Origin of the sequence: Pedococcus sp. KACC 23699, from assembly GCF_045348425.1 — a bacterium.
In the GTDB taxonomy this organism is placed as follows: domain Bacteria; phylum Actinomycetota; class Actinomycetes; order Actinomycetales; family Dermatophilaceae; genus Pedococcus.
On sequence record NZ_CP157483.1, the window covers coordinates 262279 to 278464 of the forward strand.

Sequence of the window (16186 nt, forward strand, 5' to 3'; positions counted from 1 at the left end):
GGTCACGAGGTGCCACAGGCGCCGTCAGACGGGGAGATCAGGGGCGGTCCGCCCCTGATCAGAAGGTGCCGGGGCGCGGGATCTGACGGATCTGCGCCATCATCGCCTGCAGCTCCTGCTGCTGACGGCGCACCTGCGCGAAGACCTCCCCCTGCTCGTCCTCCTCGGCGTCCCCGGGCTCGGCCTCCTGCATCGCGGCCAGGGCCTCGGAGTTCTCCGATGCGGTCCGGCGCAGCTCGGTCGCCTCGATCGAGGTGTCCTCACCACGGACGACGGCCTCGAGCGAGGTCTCCCCGCGGTCGATGCGTTGCTGGATGCGCTGCCAGTCCGAGCCGAGGACACCGTCGCGGGCCTGCTCGGCGCGCTCCTCGTCCTTGCCCGCCATCTCCTCGCGGAAGCCACGCAGCTCCTCGGCGTAGCCCCGGCTCAGGTCGCTGAGCTCCCCGAGGAGCTCACGGATCTCGCCCATCGCCGCGCGGTGCTCGCCCAGCGCGTGGTCGGCGTCGCCGAAGCTGCGGCGCGGTGCGCCGAAGGTGTGGTCACTCATGTCCCGAACGCCCTGTCTGCCGCGTCGTCGGCGGTGTTGGCGGTGTCGGCCTGCACCAGCGTGGTCAGTCCGTGGAGGGTCGTCTTGAGGACGGCCAGGACCTTGACGATCTTCTCGATGACGCCGACGACCTTGTGGATGATGCTGAGGAACTTCTTGAGGAGCTCGTAGCCCTTGTTGATCTTGTCCCAGAAGGACTTGATGTGGATGGCGACGTCGGCCGCACCCACCAGCCATCCGACGACCGGCACGCTCGCCTCGACGACGAGCCGTTCGACGATGTCACCGATGAACGAGATGATCGTGGCGATGCCGGAGGCCGCTGCTTTGGCTCCCTCGACGAGGGCCGAGCTCAGCTCGGAGATTGCCGAGCAGCCCTTGCCGTACGTCGAGTAGCCGTCGGCGACGCTCGTCATCCGACCGCGAAAGGCGTCGCCCGCCTGACCGTGCCAGGACGACGAGGTCTGTGCAGGGAGCGCGGCGAAGTTCTTGCCCACGCCGTCGCAGGCCTCGGCAGCCTGGAGCCAACCGCCCTGGGCGCGCTCCATCTCGGTCCAGTCGCCGACCAGGGGCTTGACGAGCTCCTCGATCGGGCTCACCCCGAACGCGTTGCGGATGAACCCCATGAGGTGCCCCAGGATGAAGCCGCAGTCCGACTCGAGCTCCTGGGCGAAGTCGGTGCCGTCGGGGATGCTCGGGGCGAACAGAGCCGACTGCGGGTCGATGGTCTCGGCGACGCTCACCACGTGCCTCCCTTGGTGTCGTGCGTCGACCAGTCGCGGGACCCGGTGTTGCTCGGGCCGTCGGCGAGGTGGTGGACGTCCTGGTTCGTCTGGTAGGCGTCGTAGAGGTCTGTCCCGGCCTGGATCGTGTCCGTCGTCTCGTTGTACAGCTCCTGACCCGCGGTGACGGCGCGCACGGGTGCCGTGGCCTCGTCGCTGGCCCAGGCCGAGCCGGGGCGCCGGTTCTGCGTGATGTTCCCGTCCTGGTCGGCAGCACCGGTGTAGGCCGTGCCATCAGGCACGTGGTCGGCGGCATACCTCGAACCGCGGTGGTAACCCTGGTCGAACCCGCTCTGCATCCGCGTGTTGTGGGAGTAGTCGTCCCCGGTGCGGTACCCGCCGGCGGGGTCGAGCCCCTCACCGCTGCCGTAGAGGCAACGGTTGTACAGGCCGGCGCGCCACTGGTCGAGCCGGTTCGGGTTGGCACGACGGTTCTCGGGGTCGTTGCGGTCGAGCGCCTCCTGGAGGCCGGCCTTGCCGATCTCCTTGGCCGTGCCCGTCAGGTAGGTGACGGCTGAACCCCCGCTCCCCGCCTCCCCGGCCTTCGGGCCGGGAAAGGTCTGTTGCGCAGGACCCAGGGGACCTCCGCCCGCTGGGGGCTTGTAGGGGGCGACGGTCCGGCCCGCAGCCTTCTCCTTGGCCGCGAACCGGTCGTAGGCCTGGCGATCCTTGTCGAGGTAGGTCGACTGGGTCTGGCTGATCTTGGTGCTGCAGTGCTCGGCGATCCCCGCCCCGGACGTCATGCCCGTCTGGGCGCTCGCCAGCGTGTCGGAGTAGTGCCCCTGCAGCAGACCCATGAGCCCCCTGAAGGCGCCGGGGGCCGTGCAGGTCCTGCCGATGTAGCTGTTGATGGCCGCCATGTGCCCCTGCTGCCGGTCGAACAGCTGCTTGGCCCGGTCCATCTGACCGATCTCGACGTCGAATCCCCCGTCGCCCATCGTGTCCCCTCCTCCTGCTCTCGGTCGTGTGCCGGTGCTGGGCCTGCGCCCTGCCCGCGTGTCAGTCCTGCCAGACCGCCGGGCTCGCCTCGGCGTCCTCGTACCAGTTGTCCTCGTCCTCGTGGGTGAGGTGGTCGCGGTCCTTGGCCTGCTTGTCGCTGCCCCCACGGCCACCGGAGCCACCGGCGCCGGCCGCGCCCGAGGCACCGCCCCGGCCGCCGGCGCCCTTTGCGGCACCCGCGCCGCGCTCCCCGCCTGCGGCCACGGCCCCGTTGGCGCCGCTGCGTCCTCCGGCTCCGTCGAGCTTCGGCACGCCATACTTCCCGCCCGCGGAGGCGCCCTTGACGGTGCTTCCACCGGTGCCGCCGCCGGCGCCACCGGCCATGCCCCCACGACCGCCTGCGCCACCGGCTGCGACGGCGCTCGTGCCGCCCGCACCGGTCGTACCGGCTGCACCACCGGTGCCGCTGGCGCCGGTGACACCGCCGCGTCCACCTCCGGCGGCGCGACTGGTGACACTGCCACCGCCCGTCGCGCCCCGACCTCCGCCGGGGGTCGGGGAGCCGGACAGCGCCGCCCCGGACAACCCACGGGCGCCGGTGCCGGCGAGGCCGGACAGGCCTTGCAGCCCTCCGCCGCCACCGCCGCGCAGCAGGGCGCCCGCCCCACCGGCGACGACCCCGCCCAGACCGGCTGCGCCGGCGACGCCACCCAGACCGGAGGAACCGCCCGAAACCGCGGCACCGCCACCAGCGAGCCCCGAGAAGCCGTCGGCGCCATGGACCGTGCCCGAGACGCTGCCGTCGACCGAGGTGAGGTGGTCACCCGAACCAGCGCTGGGGTCGCCGAGACCGGAGACCCCCACCCCGAGTCCCGAGACGGGCTGGCCCGTGCCTGTGGTGGCGCCGGGGACCAGCACCCCCAACGTGCCCTCACCGTCGGCGGTGTTCCACCCGACCGTCGCGTGGTGCACGGAGGTCGAGCCTGTGCTGCCACCGCTGAACCCGCTGCTGCCCCCGCCGGAGTAGCTGCCGCCGCCACCGGCCGCGGAGTAGCCGGAGGCCGAGCTGCCGCTGCCGTCGTAGCTGCCGCCGCCACCGCTGCCGCCGGTGCCCCCGCCCCCGCCCGTCGACCCCGGCGTGCCCTGGCGCTGCCCGGAGCCCAGGAGGTCGCCGGCGGTCGTCATGTCACCGTCCATCTGGGTGACGTACCGCGCAGCCGCCTCCTCGCGCTGGCGCCGCTTCTCCGCGAGGTCGGCCTGGTATGCCGCGTCGTCGAACTTGGTCATGGGCTTGCCGTCGGGCGTCGGGCCCTGCACCGGCTGGTCGTACTGGCTGGTGTCGGTGATGGACGCCGACGGGAGCTTGCCGTAGTTGGCCTGCGCGGTGTCGGCTGCCGTGGCGGCCGCGGTGAGGGCCTTGTTCACGTCGCTGAGGTTGTTCGAGTGCTCGACGAGGTTGGCCTTGAGCTTGGTCAGGGCGTCCTGCGCCGCCGCGGATGCCGGCCCCGACCAGTGCTCGTCGAGGTCGTTCATCGCGGACTCGACGTCCTTGGAGACCTGGAGGATCCCCTCGGAGGCCTTGCTCCACTGGTCGGCGCTGGCATTCACGTCGCTCACGTAGAAGCTGAAGATCTTGATGAGCTCCTTCTCGTTGTGCCCCCCGGCGTAACCCCCGCCACCGCTGTCTGCCAGCACCATGTCAGTTCCCCTCTCCACTGTTGGTCGTGGTGCCACGCCCTCGCATGACACCGAATCCCACCCCTGCCAGCACCAGCACCACCAGCACGAGCGCCACCCAGATCCACCCCGGGGTGCCGCCGTCCTGCGTGCTCACGCTGTCTGCTTTCGTCGCACCGCCGTCGGGCTTGCTCGTGGCCGTCGTGCCACTTCGTGGCATCGCCCCGGACGTCGGAGACGTCCCCGAGGACGGCGTCGTCGTGCCCGATGCCGGAGGCGCCTTGCCGGTCACTTCCTGGTATGACGGCTTGAAGCCGTCGGCCGGGTCCAGGAAGGGGTTCACGTCCGGGTACGTCGACGGGTCGCCCTTCAGCATGTCGGCGGGGTCGAACACGCCGTAGCCGTAGCCGGTCTTGGTGTCACCGTGGGGAAGGCCGGCGCCGGAGCGGCGGAAGGAGGTGAAGAAACCCTTCTTCCCGTCCTTGCCCTGGGCGACCTTGATCCCCGGCGTGTTGACCATCAGCTGGATGATCTGGTTGGCGGTGGCCTTGGGGAAGTGCGACCACACGAGGGCCAACCCGCCGGAGACGATCGCCGCGGCATGCGAGGAGCCGCCGGCCCTCCCGGCACTCGTCCAGCCGTTCTCTGTGCGGTAGATCGAGTTGACCTCGATCCCCGGGGCGACTGTGGCGATGTCGTCGCGGTACTTCCAGGGGGCCGAGAACGTGGCCAGCTGGACCTTCTGGTCCACGGCGTTCACGGCCAGGACACCGTTGGCCAACCCCGGGTAGCCGACGGTCTTGTCGTGGTCGTCGGTGGCCGCGACCACGATGACGCCCGCGCGCTGGGCCCGCCCGAGTGCCTGGTTGGACGTGGTGTCAGCTGCACCGATGCTGATCGACAGGATGTTCGCGCCGTCCTTGACGGCGGCGTCGATCGCGTTGCTCATGGCGTTCACCGGCGACCCGCACTTCAGGTCTCCCGGCCTGATGCCACCACCCGCGTCGGCGATCGTGTAGCCCAGGAGTCGCACGTCGGGCGCAATGCCCCGGACGCCGTTGCCGCCGGCGGTGCCCTTCCCGGTGCCTCCGATGAGCGCGGCCATGGTGGTGGCATGCGAGGCGATGGCGTCCGTGGTCTGCGCAGGTGCCGTGGGGCAGGTGCTCCTGGCCTTGAGCTTGCCCTTGAGCTCGGGCACCTGGGCGTTGAACGGGCCGTCGATCACTGCGACGGTGATGCCCTTGCCGGTGGCCGTGCGCTGCATCTCGTCGACGCCCATCGCGTCGCGCCACCAGCTGGCCCTCGCCAGGTCGGCAGCGTCGTCGGCGACCACCCCGGCGGCCACTGCGACGGGACGCACGGCGAGCGCCGACGCGGTCGAGGGGGTCGCCTGCGCGCTCGCCGGGACGAGCAGCACGACGCTGGCGGTCGTCGCGGCGGCGGCCGCGCCGAGGCAGCGACGGAGGTGGCGCGCAGTCACGAGGTGGGCTCCCACAGTGGTCGGATAGGTCAGCGCTCAGTACTGCGGAGCGTTGTTGGCGTAGGGGTTCTGGTTGGAGGCGTAGGACTCGGTCTTGGTGTCCTTGTCGTCCGGCGGGGGCGCGGAGGTACCGCTGCCGTCGCCGCCGTACACCTTCTGGCCCGAGCCGTCCGCCGCAGTCGATCCGGAGTCAGGGGCCCCACCATCCTGGGCAGAGGTCTGCTCGGTCTGCACGCTGGGAGCGGGCGTCCCGTCCTCTTTGTGCTTGCGGGCGATCTCGTCCTCCTCGCGCTTTCCCGCCTGCGCGCTGTGGAAGCCCTCGTCGGAGGTCCAGCGCGACGCCAGGGTCTGCATCACCGCTGCGGCGTTGCCGTCGTGCTTCTCCATGGTCTCCGCGGCCAGGCGCAGCTTCTCCCTGAAGTCGGCCAAGTCCTTCTGGACACCCTCGATGGTGGCGAGGTAGACGGCGTGCGCGTCCGTGTAGAGGGCGCCGAAGGCCTGGGCCGCCTGCGCCTCGCTGAACGCGTCCTGGTCCAGCTTGCCGGACTTGATGTGGCCAAGCGCCTTGGTGGACTTCTCGTCCCACTCGGTGCCCCACTTCGTCGCCAGGCCCTTGATCGCCTCGAAGTCGTACTGCGGTCCCGCCATGCCGTCCTCCCCTTTCGTCACGTGGTGGACCTGCCCCTCGCCGGTCCACGCCTCCCGCCCGTAGCCTGCGCGGCTCGCGCCGGAACCCAGGGCTCCGGCACGACCGTGCTGCCTACCAGAGGTTGGTGTTGTGCTTCTCGCCCTCGGTGTAGTCCTGCTGGCTGCTGTCCACGGCGGTGCCGATGTCGGTCAGCAGCTGCTTCATGTCCGTGATCGCCTGCGTCCACTGGGCCTTGGCCTGGACGTAGGCCTCGGAGGCCCCACCGGTCCAGTCCGAGCGCAGCGGCGCGAGGGACTGGTCCATCTGGGACAGCTTGCTGTCGATGTTGTTGGCACCGGTCTTGATGTCGCCTGCAGCCTGCTGCAGGGCACCGAACTCAACCTTGAACATGTCTGTCCCCCTCAGCCCAGTCGGGACTGCAGCTTGCTGAACGAGGACTGGGCCGTCTCGTCGCGCTGCGTGTAGGTGGTCTGCGACGAGCGCAGGTTCTGCTCGAAGGAGTTGAGGGCGTCGATGATCTTCTTCGAGTCCTCGTCCCAGCGGGTCATGGCCGACTGGAAGCTGGTCGAGCCCGACCCCTTCCACTGGGCGCCGATGCCGGCGAGCTTGCCGCGCAGCCCAGCGAGCTCGCTGGTCAGCTCGGAGCGGGTGTCCGAGACGATCTTTGCCCCACGCTCTAGGGCCCCATCGGCAGCGGAAACTTCTGCAGCCATGTCTTGCCTCCTTGTGTAAAGCCCCCCTCGGGGCACGATGACGCCGTCCGACGTCTGGTCCACAGAGTTCAGGTCCCAAGACTCCCCCGGGACCTGAAAAAGGACACTAAACCATCCCTCGACGTCAGAATATGGGGAGAACTCCCCTCTATGCTGCTAGTCGCCCGAAGTCGGGCACCGCCGTCGTCACCCGTGGAGGGGCCCGTGACACAGACCAGCACCGTCGCATCCTTGATCCGGTTGTCGGTGACGTCCGGGACCCGGCGGGCCGATCTCGGTCTCCCCGGTGGGGTGCCGGTGGCCGAGCTCCTGCCCGAGCTGGCCCGCGAGCTGGGCGCCCTGGACCTCGACACGGCCGCGCAGGGCTTCCGCCTCGTGCGCCACGACGGCGTACCCGTGGACGCGGACCGGAGCCTGGCCGCGCAGGGTGTCGAGGACGGCTTCGTGCTGAGCCTCGAGCAGGCCGGCGAACCCCTCGAGCTCAAGGTCTACGACGACGTGGTCGAGGCGGTCTCCGACCTCGTCGAGTCCCAGTTCGCCCCGTGGACCCCCGAGCACAGCTCGCGCAGCGCGCTCGGCGCCGCCGTCGTCTTCTTCCTCGCCGGTGCCTTCGCCCTGTTCACCGCCCGCGCCAACGGCGCGCTGGTCCTCGGGATGTCCGCCGCGGTCGCAGTGCTCCTCGTCGTCACCTCCGCCGTGCTCGGTCGCGCCCGCCACCAGCCGCTGCCCGCTGCTGCCCTCGGGCTCGTCGCCGTCGTCTACGCGGCGGTGGCCGGTTCGGCCGTCACCACCGAGGGCACCGTGTGGGGAGAGCCCTTCATGTATGCCGGCGCCGGCGCCCTGGTCGTGGGGGCCGTGTGCGCCGCCCTGTCCAGGGAGCACCGGCCCCTGCTCGCGGGGGCTGCCGTGCTCGGCGCCGCCATCGCGGTCATCGGTGCCGCGGTCGGCCTGCTCGAGTGGTCCGTCGGGTCCGTGTGTGCCGTCACCTTCGCCGTCGCCGTGATCGCCGGCAACCTCCTGCCGTGGTTCGCCGTCTCCTCGACCCGGCTCAGCGGCAACCCGCCGAGGACCGAGGCGGAGATCTTCGCCGACGCCCCCGAGGTCGAGGACGCCCATGTGCGGCGCCAGGTGCTCGGCGGCCACGAGCTCGTGCTCGCCACCGGAGTCGTCGTCGGCCTCCTGGCCGTCCTCACCGCGCCGCGTGCCGCAGCCACGGGCGTCATGGGCACGGTCCTCGGCGGGCTCGGGTTCGCCGCGATCCTGTTGCGCACCCGGCACAGTCGCACCCGTTCGGCGGTGCTGCTGTCCATGGTCGTCGGGATCCTCGGCCTGGCCACCGTCGCCGTGAGCGCCGCGCTCTACCACCCGCAGTGGCGGCCGGCGGTCGGCGTCGTCCTCGCGGGAGCAGCGGCCGTCGTGGTCGCGCTGGCGCTCATCGCGCCCCGGTCGCGGGTGCGCCTCGGTCGACTCGCCGACGCGCTCGACGTCACCTGCCTCGTGGCCCTGCTGCCGGTGTCGCTCGCCGTGGTCGGGCTGATCTGAGCGACGTTCTGTCAGTCTTTGCCATCATGTGGTCCCTTGGTGTGGATTACCCGTAGCATGTGCGCGGCTCGGTGTGTCACCGCGCCAGGGGAAGTACGTCGTTCGACCACAGTTGCAGGGGGAAATGTGAGTGCAGTACGGCGCGTCGGCGCCCTGACCGGTTCGGTGTTCCTCGCGCTCGGGGTGGCGTTCGCGAGCCAGGCCGCAGCGCACGCCGCGGACGCGACATCGGTGGTGTGTCCGCGGACGGCGACGGCGACGGCGACCACCAGTGCAGTGGATCCAGGCACCGCCACCGCGTCCGGTGCTGCCACAGCCGGCTGCCCGCCGCTGGCGCTGCTCCGCGCCGAGGCGGACGGCCAGCTGGACCCGCCGCCGGAGCTCTGCGGCATCGTCGGCGCCGAATTGTGCCCCCCGATCGACCCGCCGGATCCGGGAGACCTCTGCACCGACCCCACCGACCTCGCCACCTGCCCAGTCGTCATCACACCCCCGGGCGGGGATAACCCGAACCCGGGCGGGGACAACCCGAACCCGGGCGGGGACAACCCGAACCCGGGCGGGGACAACCCGAACCCGGGCGGGGACAACCCGAACCCGGGCGGGGACAACCCGAACCCGGGCGGGGACAACCCGAACCCGGGCGGGGACAACCCGAACCCGGGCGGGGACAACCCGAACCCGGGCGGGGACCCGCCGGTCGTAGCCCCGCCGGTCGTAGCCCCGCCGGTCGTGGCCCCGCCGGGCGGCAACGGCCACGGCACGCCCGGGACCCCCGGCGCCGGCCGTCCGACCCGAACCGTCACCGCACCCACCGGCGGCGTCGGCCGTGACAACGCCGGCGTCGACGCCGGCCTCGGCGCGAACTGCTCCGGGCTCCTGTGCGCGGACGCGTCGTACCGCGACCGGATCACCGCCGAGCAGCGGGCGCGCGCCGCCCGCGCCGTCCAGCAGCGACCGTCCGCTGCGGCAGCGGCGATCCCCGGCGTGGCGCAGCTCGCCCGCACCGGTTCCGAGCTCACCTCGACCGCCACCCTGGCCGGTGGCCTGCTGCTGGTGGGTGGCACCCTGCTGCTGGTCCGTCGGCGCTTCGCCGCCGGGTACGACCGCCGGCACTGACCTGCTCCACCGTGGTGGGCCGCGTCGCCGCGCGGCCCACCACGCGCCACGCCTGACTCGCGCACCGAGCACCACCCAACCCCACCTCACGACCCGAAGGCAGGTACCCGGTTTGGCCACCAAGAAGGATCTGGTCGAAGCCCAGGCCTTCAGCCGCCGCCGGCTGACCACCGCGTTCGTCAGTGGCGCCCCGGGTGGTCGTGAGGTGGAGCCGCAGCGGCCGATGCGGGCTGTCATCGGCAGCATCGCCCTGTCGGTGCTCCTGGTCGTCGGCGGTATCGCGGTCGGCTACCTCAAGCCCTCGCTGCCCTCGGGCTGGGACGACAACTCGCTGGTCATCGCCAAGAAGAGCGGGGCCCGCTACGTCGCCATCAAGAAGACGCTCTACCCGGTGATCAACACCACGAGTGCGCGCTTGCTCATCCCGTCCGACACCTTCAAGGTCGTCACGGTCGACGACGACAAGATCACCAACTCCCCCCGCGGCGCCACCATCGGCATCCTCGGCGCACCGGACTCGCTCCCTGCCGCCGACCGGCTGGTCAACTCGGGCTGGACGGCGTGCGTCGGGCAGGGCGGCGGCATCGCCGCGACCATCGGCGGACCTGCGGCTCCCCCGGCGACCGGACAGGCCACCGTGGTGCGCACCGACGGCAGCCTCTACGTCGTCACCGGCGGCTACCGCCTCCCTCTGCGGGCTCGCGATGCGACCGCGGTCCTTCGCGCGCTGCGCCTCGACACGGTCACCCCGCTCGACGTCCCGTCCACGTGGACCGGGTTGTTCCCCATCGGTCCCACCCTCAGCCCCCTGACGCTGGACAACGCGGGTGCCGCGGTCCCCGGGCTTCCCCCGGGCGCCGTCGTCGGCTCGGTGCTCGCCGTGGCGACCCCGGGCGCGGACCCGCGGCGCTACCTCGTCACCCCCACCGGTGAGCTCGCGCCGCTGCCACCCTTCGCCTACGCCCTCTACCTGCTCGGCTCCGGCCAGTCGGCCGGCGCCGACATCGCCGTGACCCCGGCGCAGGTCGGCAGCCTGCGCAACGCCTCCTCCTCGATCGTGCCGAAGCAGTGGCCCGAGACGGTGCCGAACGCCCTGAGCAGCAACCCATGCGTCACCCTCACGGCGAGCTACACCAAGGTCCCCACGGTCGCCCTGACCACCTCGACCACCCGGCCCCCGTCAGAGGGCACCGCGGTCGTCGTCGCCGCGGGCACCGGCGCCCTGGTGCGCGCCATCGCCAGCAACATCGTCAACCGCGGTCCCGTCCTGGCCGTCGACCAGACGGGGTCGTCCTACCCCGTCACCCCAGCCACCGACGACGTCCTCGCGCGCCTCGGGTATGCCGCCAAGGACGTCACCCCCGTGCCACAGGCGTGGATGGAGCTGTTCCGCTCCGGGCCCGGGCTGAGCACCCGGGCCGCGCAGTCGGCGATCTCCCAGGGCCGATGACGGGCTCCCGCTCCGCACTGGGCCGAGGGTCCGCCGTGCTCACCGCCGGCGTTTTGGCGGCCGGGGCGCTCACGGCCGGCCCGGCTGCCGCGCCGGCGGCCGCCGCAGAGTGCTCGGTGAACGCGGTGCAGTACGTGCCGGACACCCCGATGGGCCTGCAGCGCCTCAACGCCAAGTACGCCTGGACCCTCGCCACGGGCCGGGGCGTCGTCGTGGCCGTGGTCGACTCCGGGGTCGACGCCCGCAACAAGCACTTCGACGGCGCACTGGTGAAAGGCACCTCGTTCGTGCCCAAGCTCAAGCCCACCGAGGACGACGCCGGTCACGGCACCGCCGTCGCCGGCCAGATCGTCGCGCGCTCCGTGCGCGGGTCGGGGCTGCTCGGCCTGGCTCCCGACGCCAAGGTCATGCCGGTCCAGGTCTTCTACGACGCCGACGAGCAGAGCAGGGCCGACGGGGTGGGTCCGCGCGCCGACCGCATGGCCGCCGGCATCCGCTACGCCGCCGACCACGGCGCCAAGGTCATCAACGTCTCGATGAGCACCCCCACCGACGACGCCCGGCTCCGCGCCGCCTCGAGGTACGCCACCGACAAGGGCGCCCTCATCGTCGCCTCGGCGGGCAACCGCACCACCGCGGAGGACAAGGCCGACGGACCCCGCTACCCCGCGGCATACCCGGAGGTGCTGGCGGTCTCGGCCGCGGACACCGCCGACTCGGTTACGGACGACTCGATCCACGGCAAGCACGTGGACGTGTCGGCGCCGGGCACCGACATCCTCACCACGTTCCACGCCGCCGGCGACTGCCTGCTCAGCCAGGAGGGTGAGTCCACGAGCTTCGCCACGGCGTACGCCTCGGCGGCCGCGGCACTGCTCGTGCAGCGCTTCCCCGACGCCGGGCCGGCACAGTGGAAGCACCGGCTCGAGGTCACCGCCTCGCGTCCCCAACGCGACAGCCGCGACGACTACGCCGGGTGGGGCCTGATCCAGCCCTACGAGGCGCTGACGGCGATCGCCGACGGATCGGTCGGGGGTCCCAGTCTCCCCGGTGAACGTGCGCGCACCCCGGTCGAACAGGTGGTGCGGCCCATCGACCTCACCCAGTCCAGCGACCCGCACGCCCCCGAGCGCACCGCCGCGCTGTGGTGGTCCCTGGGCGGCACCAGCGCCCTGATCGCGCTGGCCCTCGCCGGCCTCCTGCGGCGGCCGCGTCGTCGCGCCGCCGCCTGACCGGCGCCCCACCTCGCCCGGCCCGAACCGGTTGGTCAGGGCCGACCCGCGGATGGGAGGATTCACGCCATGACCGACGCACCCTCCACGCCGCGCACCGCAGCCATCCCCGACAAGCCCTCCATCGACGGGCTCGAGGACACGTGGTCGCAGGTATGGCGTGAGCAGGGCACCTACGCGTTCGACCGGGCCGCCGCCCACGAGCGCGGCCGCGCCGCCGTCTTCTCCATCGACACTCCCCCGCCGACCGCCTCGGGCTCCCTGCACATGGGGCACGTGTTCTCCTACACGCACACCGACTGCATGGCCCGTTACAAGCGGATGGCCGGGTTCGAGGTGTTCTACCCGATCGGCTGGGACGACAACGGCCTGCCGACCGAGAAGCGCGTGCAGAACTACTACGGGGTCCGCGGCGACGCGACGCTGCCCTACGCCGAGGGTTTCCAGCCGCCGCACCGCGGTGACGCCAAGAGCCTCAAGGCCGCCGACGCGCAGCCGATCTCGCGGAAGAACTTCATCGAGCTGTGCGACGAGCTGACGGTCAAGGACGAGGAGGCGTTCGAGAGCCTCTTCCGCCGGATGGGCTTCAGCCTCGACTGGGACATCTCCTACCGCACCATCGACGACCACTCGCGCGCCACGGCCCAGCAGGCGTTCCTGCGCAACCTCGCCCGCGGCGAGGCCTACCAGTCCGAGGCACCGGGACTGTGGGACGTCACCTTCCAGACCGCCGTGGCCCAGGCCGAGCTCGAGGCCCGCGACTACCCGGGCGCCTACCACCGCGTCGCCTTCCACGGCGCGGACGGCCCCATCCACATCGAGACCACCCGGCCCGAGCTCATCCCCTCCGTGGTCGCGCTCATCGCCCACCCCGACGACGAGCGGTATGCCGCGTTGTTCGGCACCACGGTCACCTCGCCCCTGTTCGGGGTCGAGGTCCCCGTCGTGGCCCACCCGGCGGCAGAGCCCGACAAGGGTGCCGGCATCGCGATGTGCTGCACCTTCGGCGACCTGACCGACGTGCTGTGGTGGCGGGAGCTGCAGCTGCCGACCCGCTCCATCATCACCCGCTCCGGCCGCATCCAGGCCGAGGTCCCCGAGTGGGTGGCCGGCGGACCGGGTGAGGCGCTGTTCGCCGAGAACGTCGCCGGGAAGACCACCTTCAGCGCCCGCGAGGCCATCGTCGCCGCGCTGCGCGAGTCGGGCGACCTCGACGGTGAGCCCAAGACGACCCAGCGCAAGGCGAACTTCTACGAGCGCGGCGAGAAGCCGCTCGAGATCGTCACCTCGCGCCAGTGGTACATCCGCAACGGTGGTCGCGACCGCGAGCTCAACGCCGAGTTCATCGAGCGTGGGCGGCAGGTCGAGTTCCACCCGGCCTTCATGCGCGCGCGCTATGAGAACTGGGTCAGCGGCCTCAACGGCGACTGGCTGGTCTCGCGCCAGCGCTTCTTCGGGGTCCCGATCCCCGTCTGGTACCCGCTCGACGACGCGGGCGACCCGGTCTGGGACAAGCCGCTCGTGCCCTCCGAGGACGAGCTGCCGGTCGACCCGGCCGCCCAGGCTCCTTCGGGCTACGACGAGTCGCAGCGCGGCGAGGCCGGCGGCTTCGTCGGCGACCCCGACATCATGGACACCTGGGCGACGTCGTCGCTGACGCCGCAGATCGCCGGTCGCTGGCGTGACGACCCCGAGCTGTTCGCCGACGTCTTCCCGATGGACGTCCGCCCCCAGGGCCACGACATCATCCGGACCTGGCTGTTCTCGACGATGGTGCGCTCGCACCTCGAGTTCGACTCGGTGCCGTGGCACAACGCCGCGCTCTCGGGCTGGATCCTCGACCCGGACCGCAAGAAGATGAGCAAGTCCAAGGGCAACGTCGTCACGCCCGAGGACGTCGTCAAGGAGCACTCCGCCGACGCGGTCCGCTACTGGGCGGCCAGCGGGCGCCTGGGCGCCGACGCGGCCTACGACACCGGCCAGATGAAGGTCGGCCGCCGCCTGGCGATCAAGGTCCTCAACGCGACCAAGTTCGCGCTGTCTTTTGGCGAAGCCGAAGCAGCAATCAAGAACGGTGGCGAAGTGGACGGCGATCTCGGTGCGGCAGTGACGAACCCGCTCGACGTCGCCATGCTGGCCGAGCTGCGTGACGTCGTCACGAAGGCGACTGCGGGCTTCGAGTCGTGGGACCACACCCGTGCGCTGGAGACCACCGAGACGTTCTTCTGGACGTTCTGCGACGACTACCTCGAGCTGGTCAAGGACCGTGCCTACGGGGGCCAGGGGGAAGAGGCCGCGGCATCGGCTCGTGCAGCCCTGCGCATCGCGCTCGACGTGCTGCTGCGCCTGCTCGCCCCCTTCCTCCCCTACGTCACCGAGGAGGTCTGGTCGTGGTGGCACGAGGGTTCGGTGCACCGTGCCGCGTGGCCGACCGTCGACGACGTCGCGGCAGGCGCAGGTGGCGACCCGGCGGTCCTGACGGCGGTCGGCGAGGCCCTGGCCGGGGTCCGCAAGGCCAAGTCGGAGGCGAAGGTCGGCATGCGCGCCGAGGTGGCGTCGCTCGTCCTCGCCGGTCCCGGGGAGTGGGTCGCCCGGGTGCAGCAGGCGGAGACCGACCTGCGCGCGGCCGGGCGCATCACCGCCGTGCCCACCTATGCCGAGGCCGAGACCCCCGAGGTGCGCGACGCCGAGCTCATCCCGGTGGAGAAGCCAAAGGCCTGAACCCTGCGCAGTCCGTCGGGCTGGACGGCGACCCACGGGACGTCCCAGCCCGACAGGCGCAGTGACCGGCCGGCGAACCGGTCCTCGTCCAGCAGCGTCACCGAGCCCGTGGCCGGGTCGTACACGTCGAGGACCCGGTCCCCGTCGCCCGGCAGCACGAGGGTGACGTGCCGGGGCAGCGTCGCGTTGCCGATGTAGAGCAGGGCCGGCTCGCCCTCGGCGACGACGTCGACCAGCCGGGCGTGCGCAGTCCGCAGGCCAGCCGTGGTGAGCTGCCGGACCGGGCGCAGCTCGTACGTCGCGCCCTTGCGCGCAGCCCCGAACTCGAGCTCCTTGCGCGCGCCCCAGGGCGGGGTCCCCAGGGAGTGGGGCCACGGCAGGTTCAGCCGCCGCCCGCCGGCGAGCAGTCCGTTGGTGCGCGCCATGACCACGCGCTCGTATGCAGCGAAGCGCTCCGCCTGGCTCGCCCCCGCGGGTGCGTCGCCGCGCGGCCCCTCACCGGTCGTGATCCACCGCGCGAAGGCGGGGTTGACCAGCATCCGGGCCACGGTGAGGCAGGCCGAGCCGCACGTCACCGGGCTCTGCTGCACCGGCCCGACGTCCCCGCTGCTCAACCGGTAACCCGTGGCCATGGGCCCATCTTGTCCGCTCGGACCAGTCGCGTCCAGCAGGCCTGCACCGTCCCTTCGGGTCAGGCGAACAGGGCGCCGAACGGGCCCGGTGGCCGCGCTCGTCGAGCGATCTCAGGCGGCCCCGCCACGGCGACCGGCGTGCGCCAGCAGCAACGTCGCCGGAGACGCCCACGGCGGGACCCCCGGCGGGAGCGCGAACCTCCCCGGCCGGTCGGCATCGGTGATGTGGTCACGGGCCAACGGCCACAGGTCCATCGCCAGGGCCGGGGGGATCGGCCGGTCCAGACCGAGCGTCGTCGCGACGTCCCACCCGTGCAGCGTGATCTCCAGCGCGCCGACGCCGCCGAGGGTCTCGCGGGCGAGGTCGAACCGGCCCAGCCGCACCATCGGCTCCCCCGGGGGCATCCACTGGCCCACCAGGGTGCAGGCCCGCTGCCTGATGCTCACCAGGAGGGCCCCGGCGTCGGCCGGCTCGGGCTCCGGGGCCGGCGTCAGGGTCGACGACTCGGCGGCCTGCCCCAGCGCCGCGAGCGAGTCGTCCATGTGCACCAGCAGGTCGAGCAGCGACCAGCCGGCACAGGGCGTGGGGCGGTCGAGAACCTCGGGAGTGACCTTCGCCAGGCATCCACGGGTGTAGCCGACGGCGCGGTCGAGCAGGTCCAGGGCGCCGGGGGCGGCCGGCGCCATCCCGGGCAGCGACATG

Annotated in this window: 15 protein-coding genes; 5 read left to right on the forward strand and 10 right to left on the reverse strand. The window is 72.0% G+C overall.

Features of this window, described 5'->3' with window-relative positions; translation table 11 throughout:
• Nucleotides 1-58: 58 nt before the first annotated feature.
• From ABEG17_RS01210 to ABEG17_RS01245, 8 genes are all read right to left on the reverse strand, one after another.
• Nucleotides 59-547, reverse strand: a complete 489-nt coding sequence (locus tag ABEG17_RS01210; RefSeq protein WP_406831430.1) for a hypothetical protein — start codon at nt 545-547, stop codon at nt 59-61.
• On the reverse strand, nt 544-1290 hold the full coding sequence (locus ABEG17_RS01215) for a hypothetical protein (RefSeq protein WP_406831431.1): 747 nt from the start codon (nt 1288-1290) through the stop codon (nt 544-546). The genes ABEG17_RS01210 and ABEG17_RS01215 overlap by 4 nt, the downstream gene beginning before the upstream one ends.
• Nucleotides 1287-2267: a hypothetical protein gene (locus ABEG17_RS01220; protein ID WP_406831432.1), complete on the reverse strand. Its 981-nt coding sequence runs from the start codon at nt 2265-2267 to the stop codon at nt 1287-1289. The genes ABEG17_RS01215 and ABEG17_RS01220 overlap by 4 nt, the downstream gene beginning before the upstream one ends.
• Before the next feature lie 61 nt (nt 2268-2328).
• Nucleotides 2329-3966, reverse strand: coding sequence for a WXG100 family type VII secretion target (locus tag ABEG17_RS01225; protein ID WP_406831433.1), 1638 nt, complete (start codon nt 3964-3966; stop codon nt 2329-2331).
• Nucleotide 3967: 1 nt separating this feature from the next.
• Nucleotides 3968-5425, reverse strand: a complete 1458-nt coding sequence (locus ABEG17_RS01230) for a S8 family peptidase (protein WP_406831434.1) — start codon at nt 5423-5425, stop codon at nt 3968-3970.
• A gap of 36 nt (nt 5426-5461) precedes the next feature.
• Nucleotides 5462-6094 carry a hypothetical protein gene (locus ABEG17_RS01235; RefSeq protein WP_406831435.1) on the reverse strand — a complete coding sequence of 211 codons (633 nt, stop codon included), beginning with the start codon at nt 6092-6094 and terminating at the stop codon, nt 5462-5464.
• Between the two features lie 91 nt (nt 6095-6185).
• Complete coding sequence (locus ABEG17_RS01240; protein ID WP_406831436.1) at nt 6186-6464, reverse strand: WXG100 family type VII secretion target; 279 nt, start codon at nt 6462-6464, stop codon at nt 6186-6188.
• A gap of 11 nt (nt 6465-6475) precedes the next feature.
• Entirely contained in the window at nt 6476-6787 is a 312-nt protein-coding gene (locus ABEG17_RS01245) for a WXG100 family type VII secretion target (protein ID WP_406831437.1), read from the reverse strand.
• 204 nt (nt 6788-6991) lie between these two features.
• Here ABEG17_RS01245 and eccD point away from each other — a divergent pair, with 204 nt between their 5' ends.
• The 5 genes from eccD (at nt 6992) to valS (ending at nt 14851) form a co-directional block, all read left to right on the forward strand.
• Nucleotides 6992-8329 (forward strand): type VII secretion integral membrane protein EccD, encoded by a 1338-nt coding sequence (gene eccD / locus ABEG17_RS01250; RefSeq protein WP_406831438.1) that lies wholly within the window; start codon nt 6992-6994, stop codon nt 8327-8329.
• A 126-nt stretch (nt 8330-8455) separates the two neighbouring features.
• The gene (locus tag ABEG17_RS01255) at nt 8456-9448 is read left to right on the forward strand and encodes an LPXTG cell wall anchor domain-containing protein (protein WP_406831439.1); all 993 of its coding nucleotides are present in this window, start codon (nt 8456-8458) and stop codon (nt 9446-9448) included.
• 112 nt (nt 9449-9560) lie between these two features.
• Nucleotides 9561-10898: a type VII secretion protein EccB gene (gene eccB / locus ABEG17_RS01260; protein WP_406831440.1), complete on the forward strand. Its 1338-nt coding sequence runs from the start codon at nt 9561-9563 to the stop codon at nt 10896-10898.
• On the forward strand, nt 10895-12130 hold the full coding sequence (locus ABEG17_RS01265) for a S8 family serine peptidase (protein ID WP_406831441.1): 1236 nt from the start codon (nt 10895-10897) through the stop codon (nt 12128-12130). Before eccB ends, ABEG17_RS01265 begins: the two co-directional genes overlap by 4 nt.
• Before the next feature lie 69 nt (nt 12131-12199).
• Nucleotides 12200-14851, forward strand: a complete 2652-nt coding sequence (valS, locus tag ABEG17_RS01270) for a valine--tRNA ligase (protein ID WP_406831442.1) — start codon at nt 12200-12202, stop codon at nt 14849-14851.
• On the opposite strand, the gene ABEG17_RS01275 is transcribed toward valS, so the two are convergent.
• A complete protein-coding gene (locus tag ABEG17_RS01275) occupies nt 14782-15483 on the reverse strand; it encodes a hypothetical protein (protein ID WP_406831443.1) in 702 nt (233 codons plus the stop codon). The two genes, valS and ABEG17_RS01275, sit on opposite strands and share 70 nt — an antisense overlap.
• 111 nt (nt 15484-15594) lie before the next feature.
• On the reverse strand, nt 15595-16185 hold the full coding sequence (locus ABEG17_RS01280; RefSeq protein WP_406831444.1) for a maleylpyruvate isomerase N-terminal domain-containing protein: 591 nt from the start codon (nt 16183-16185) through the stop codon (nt 15595-15597).
• Between the last annotated feature and the right edge of the window lies 1 nt (nt 16186).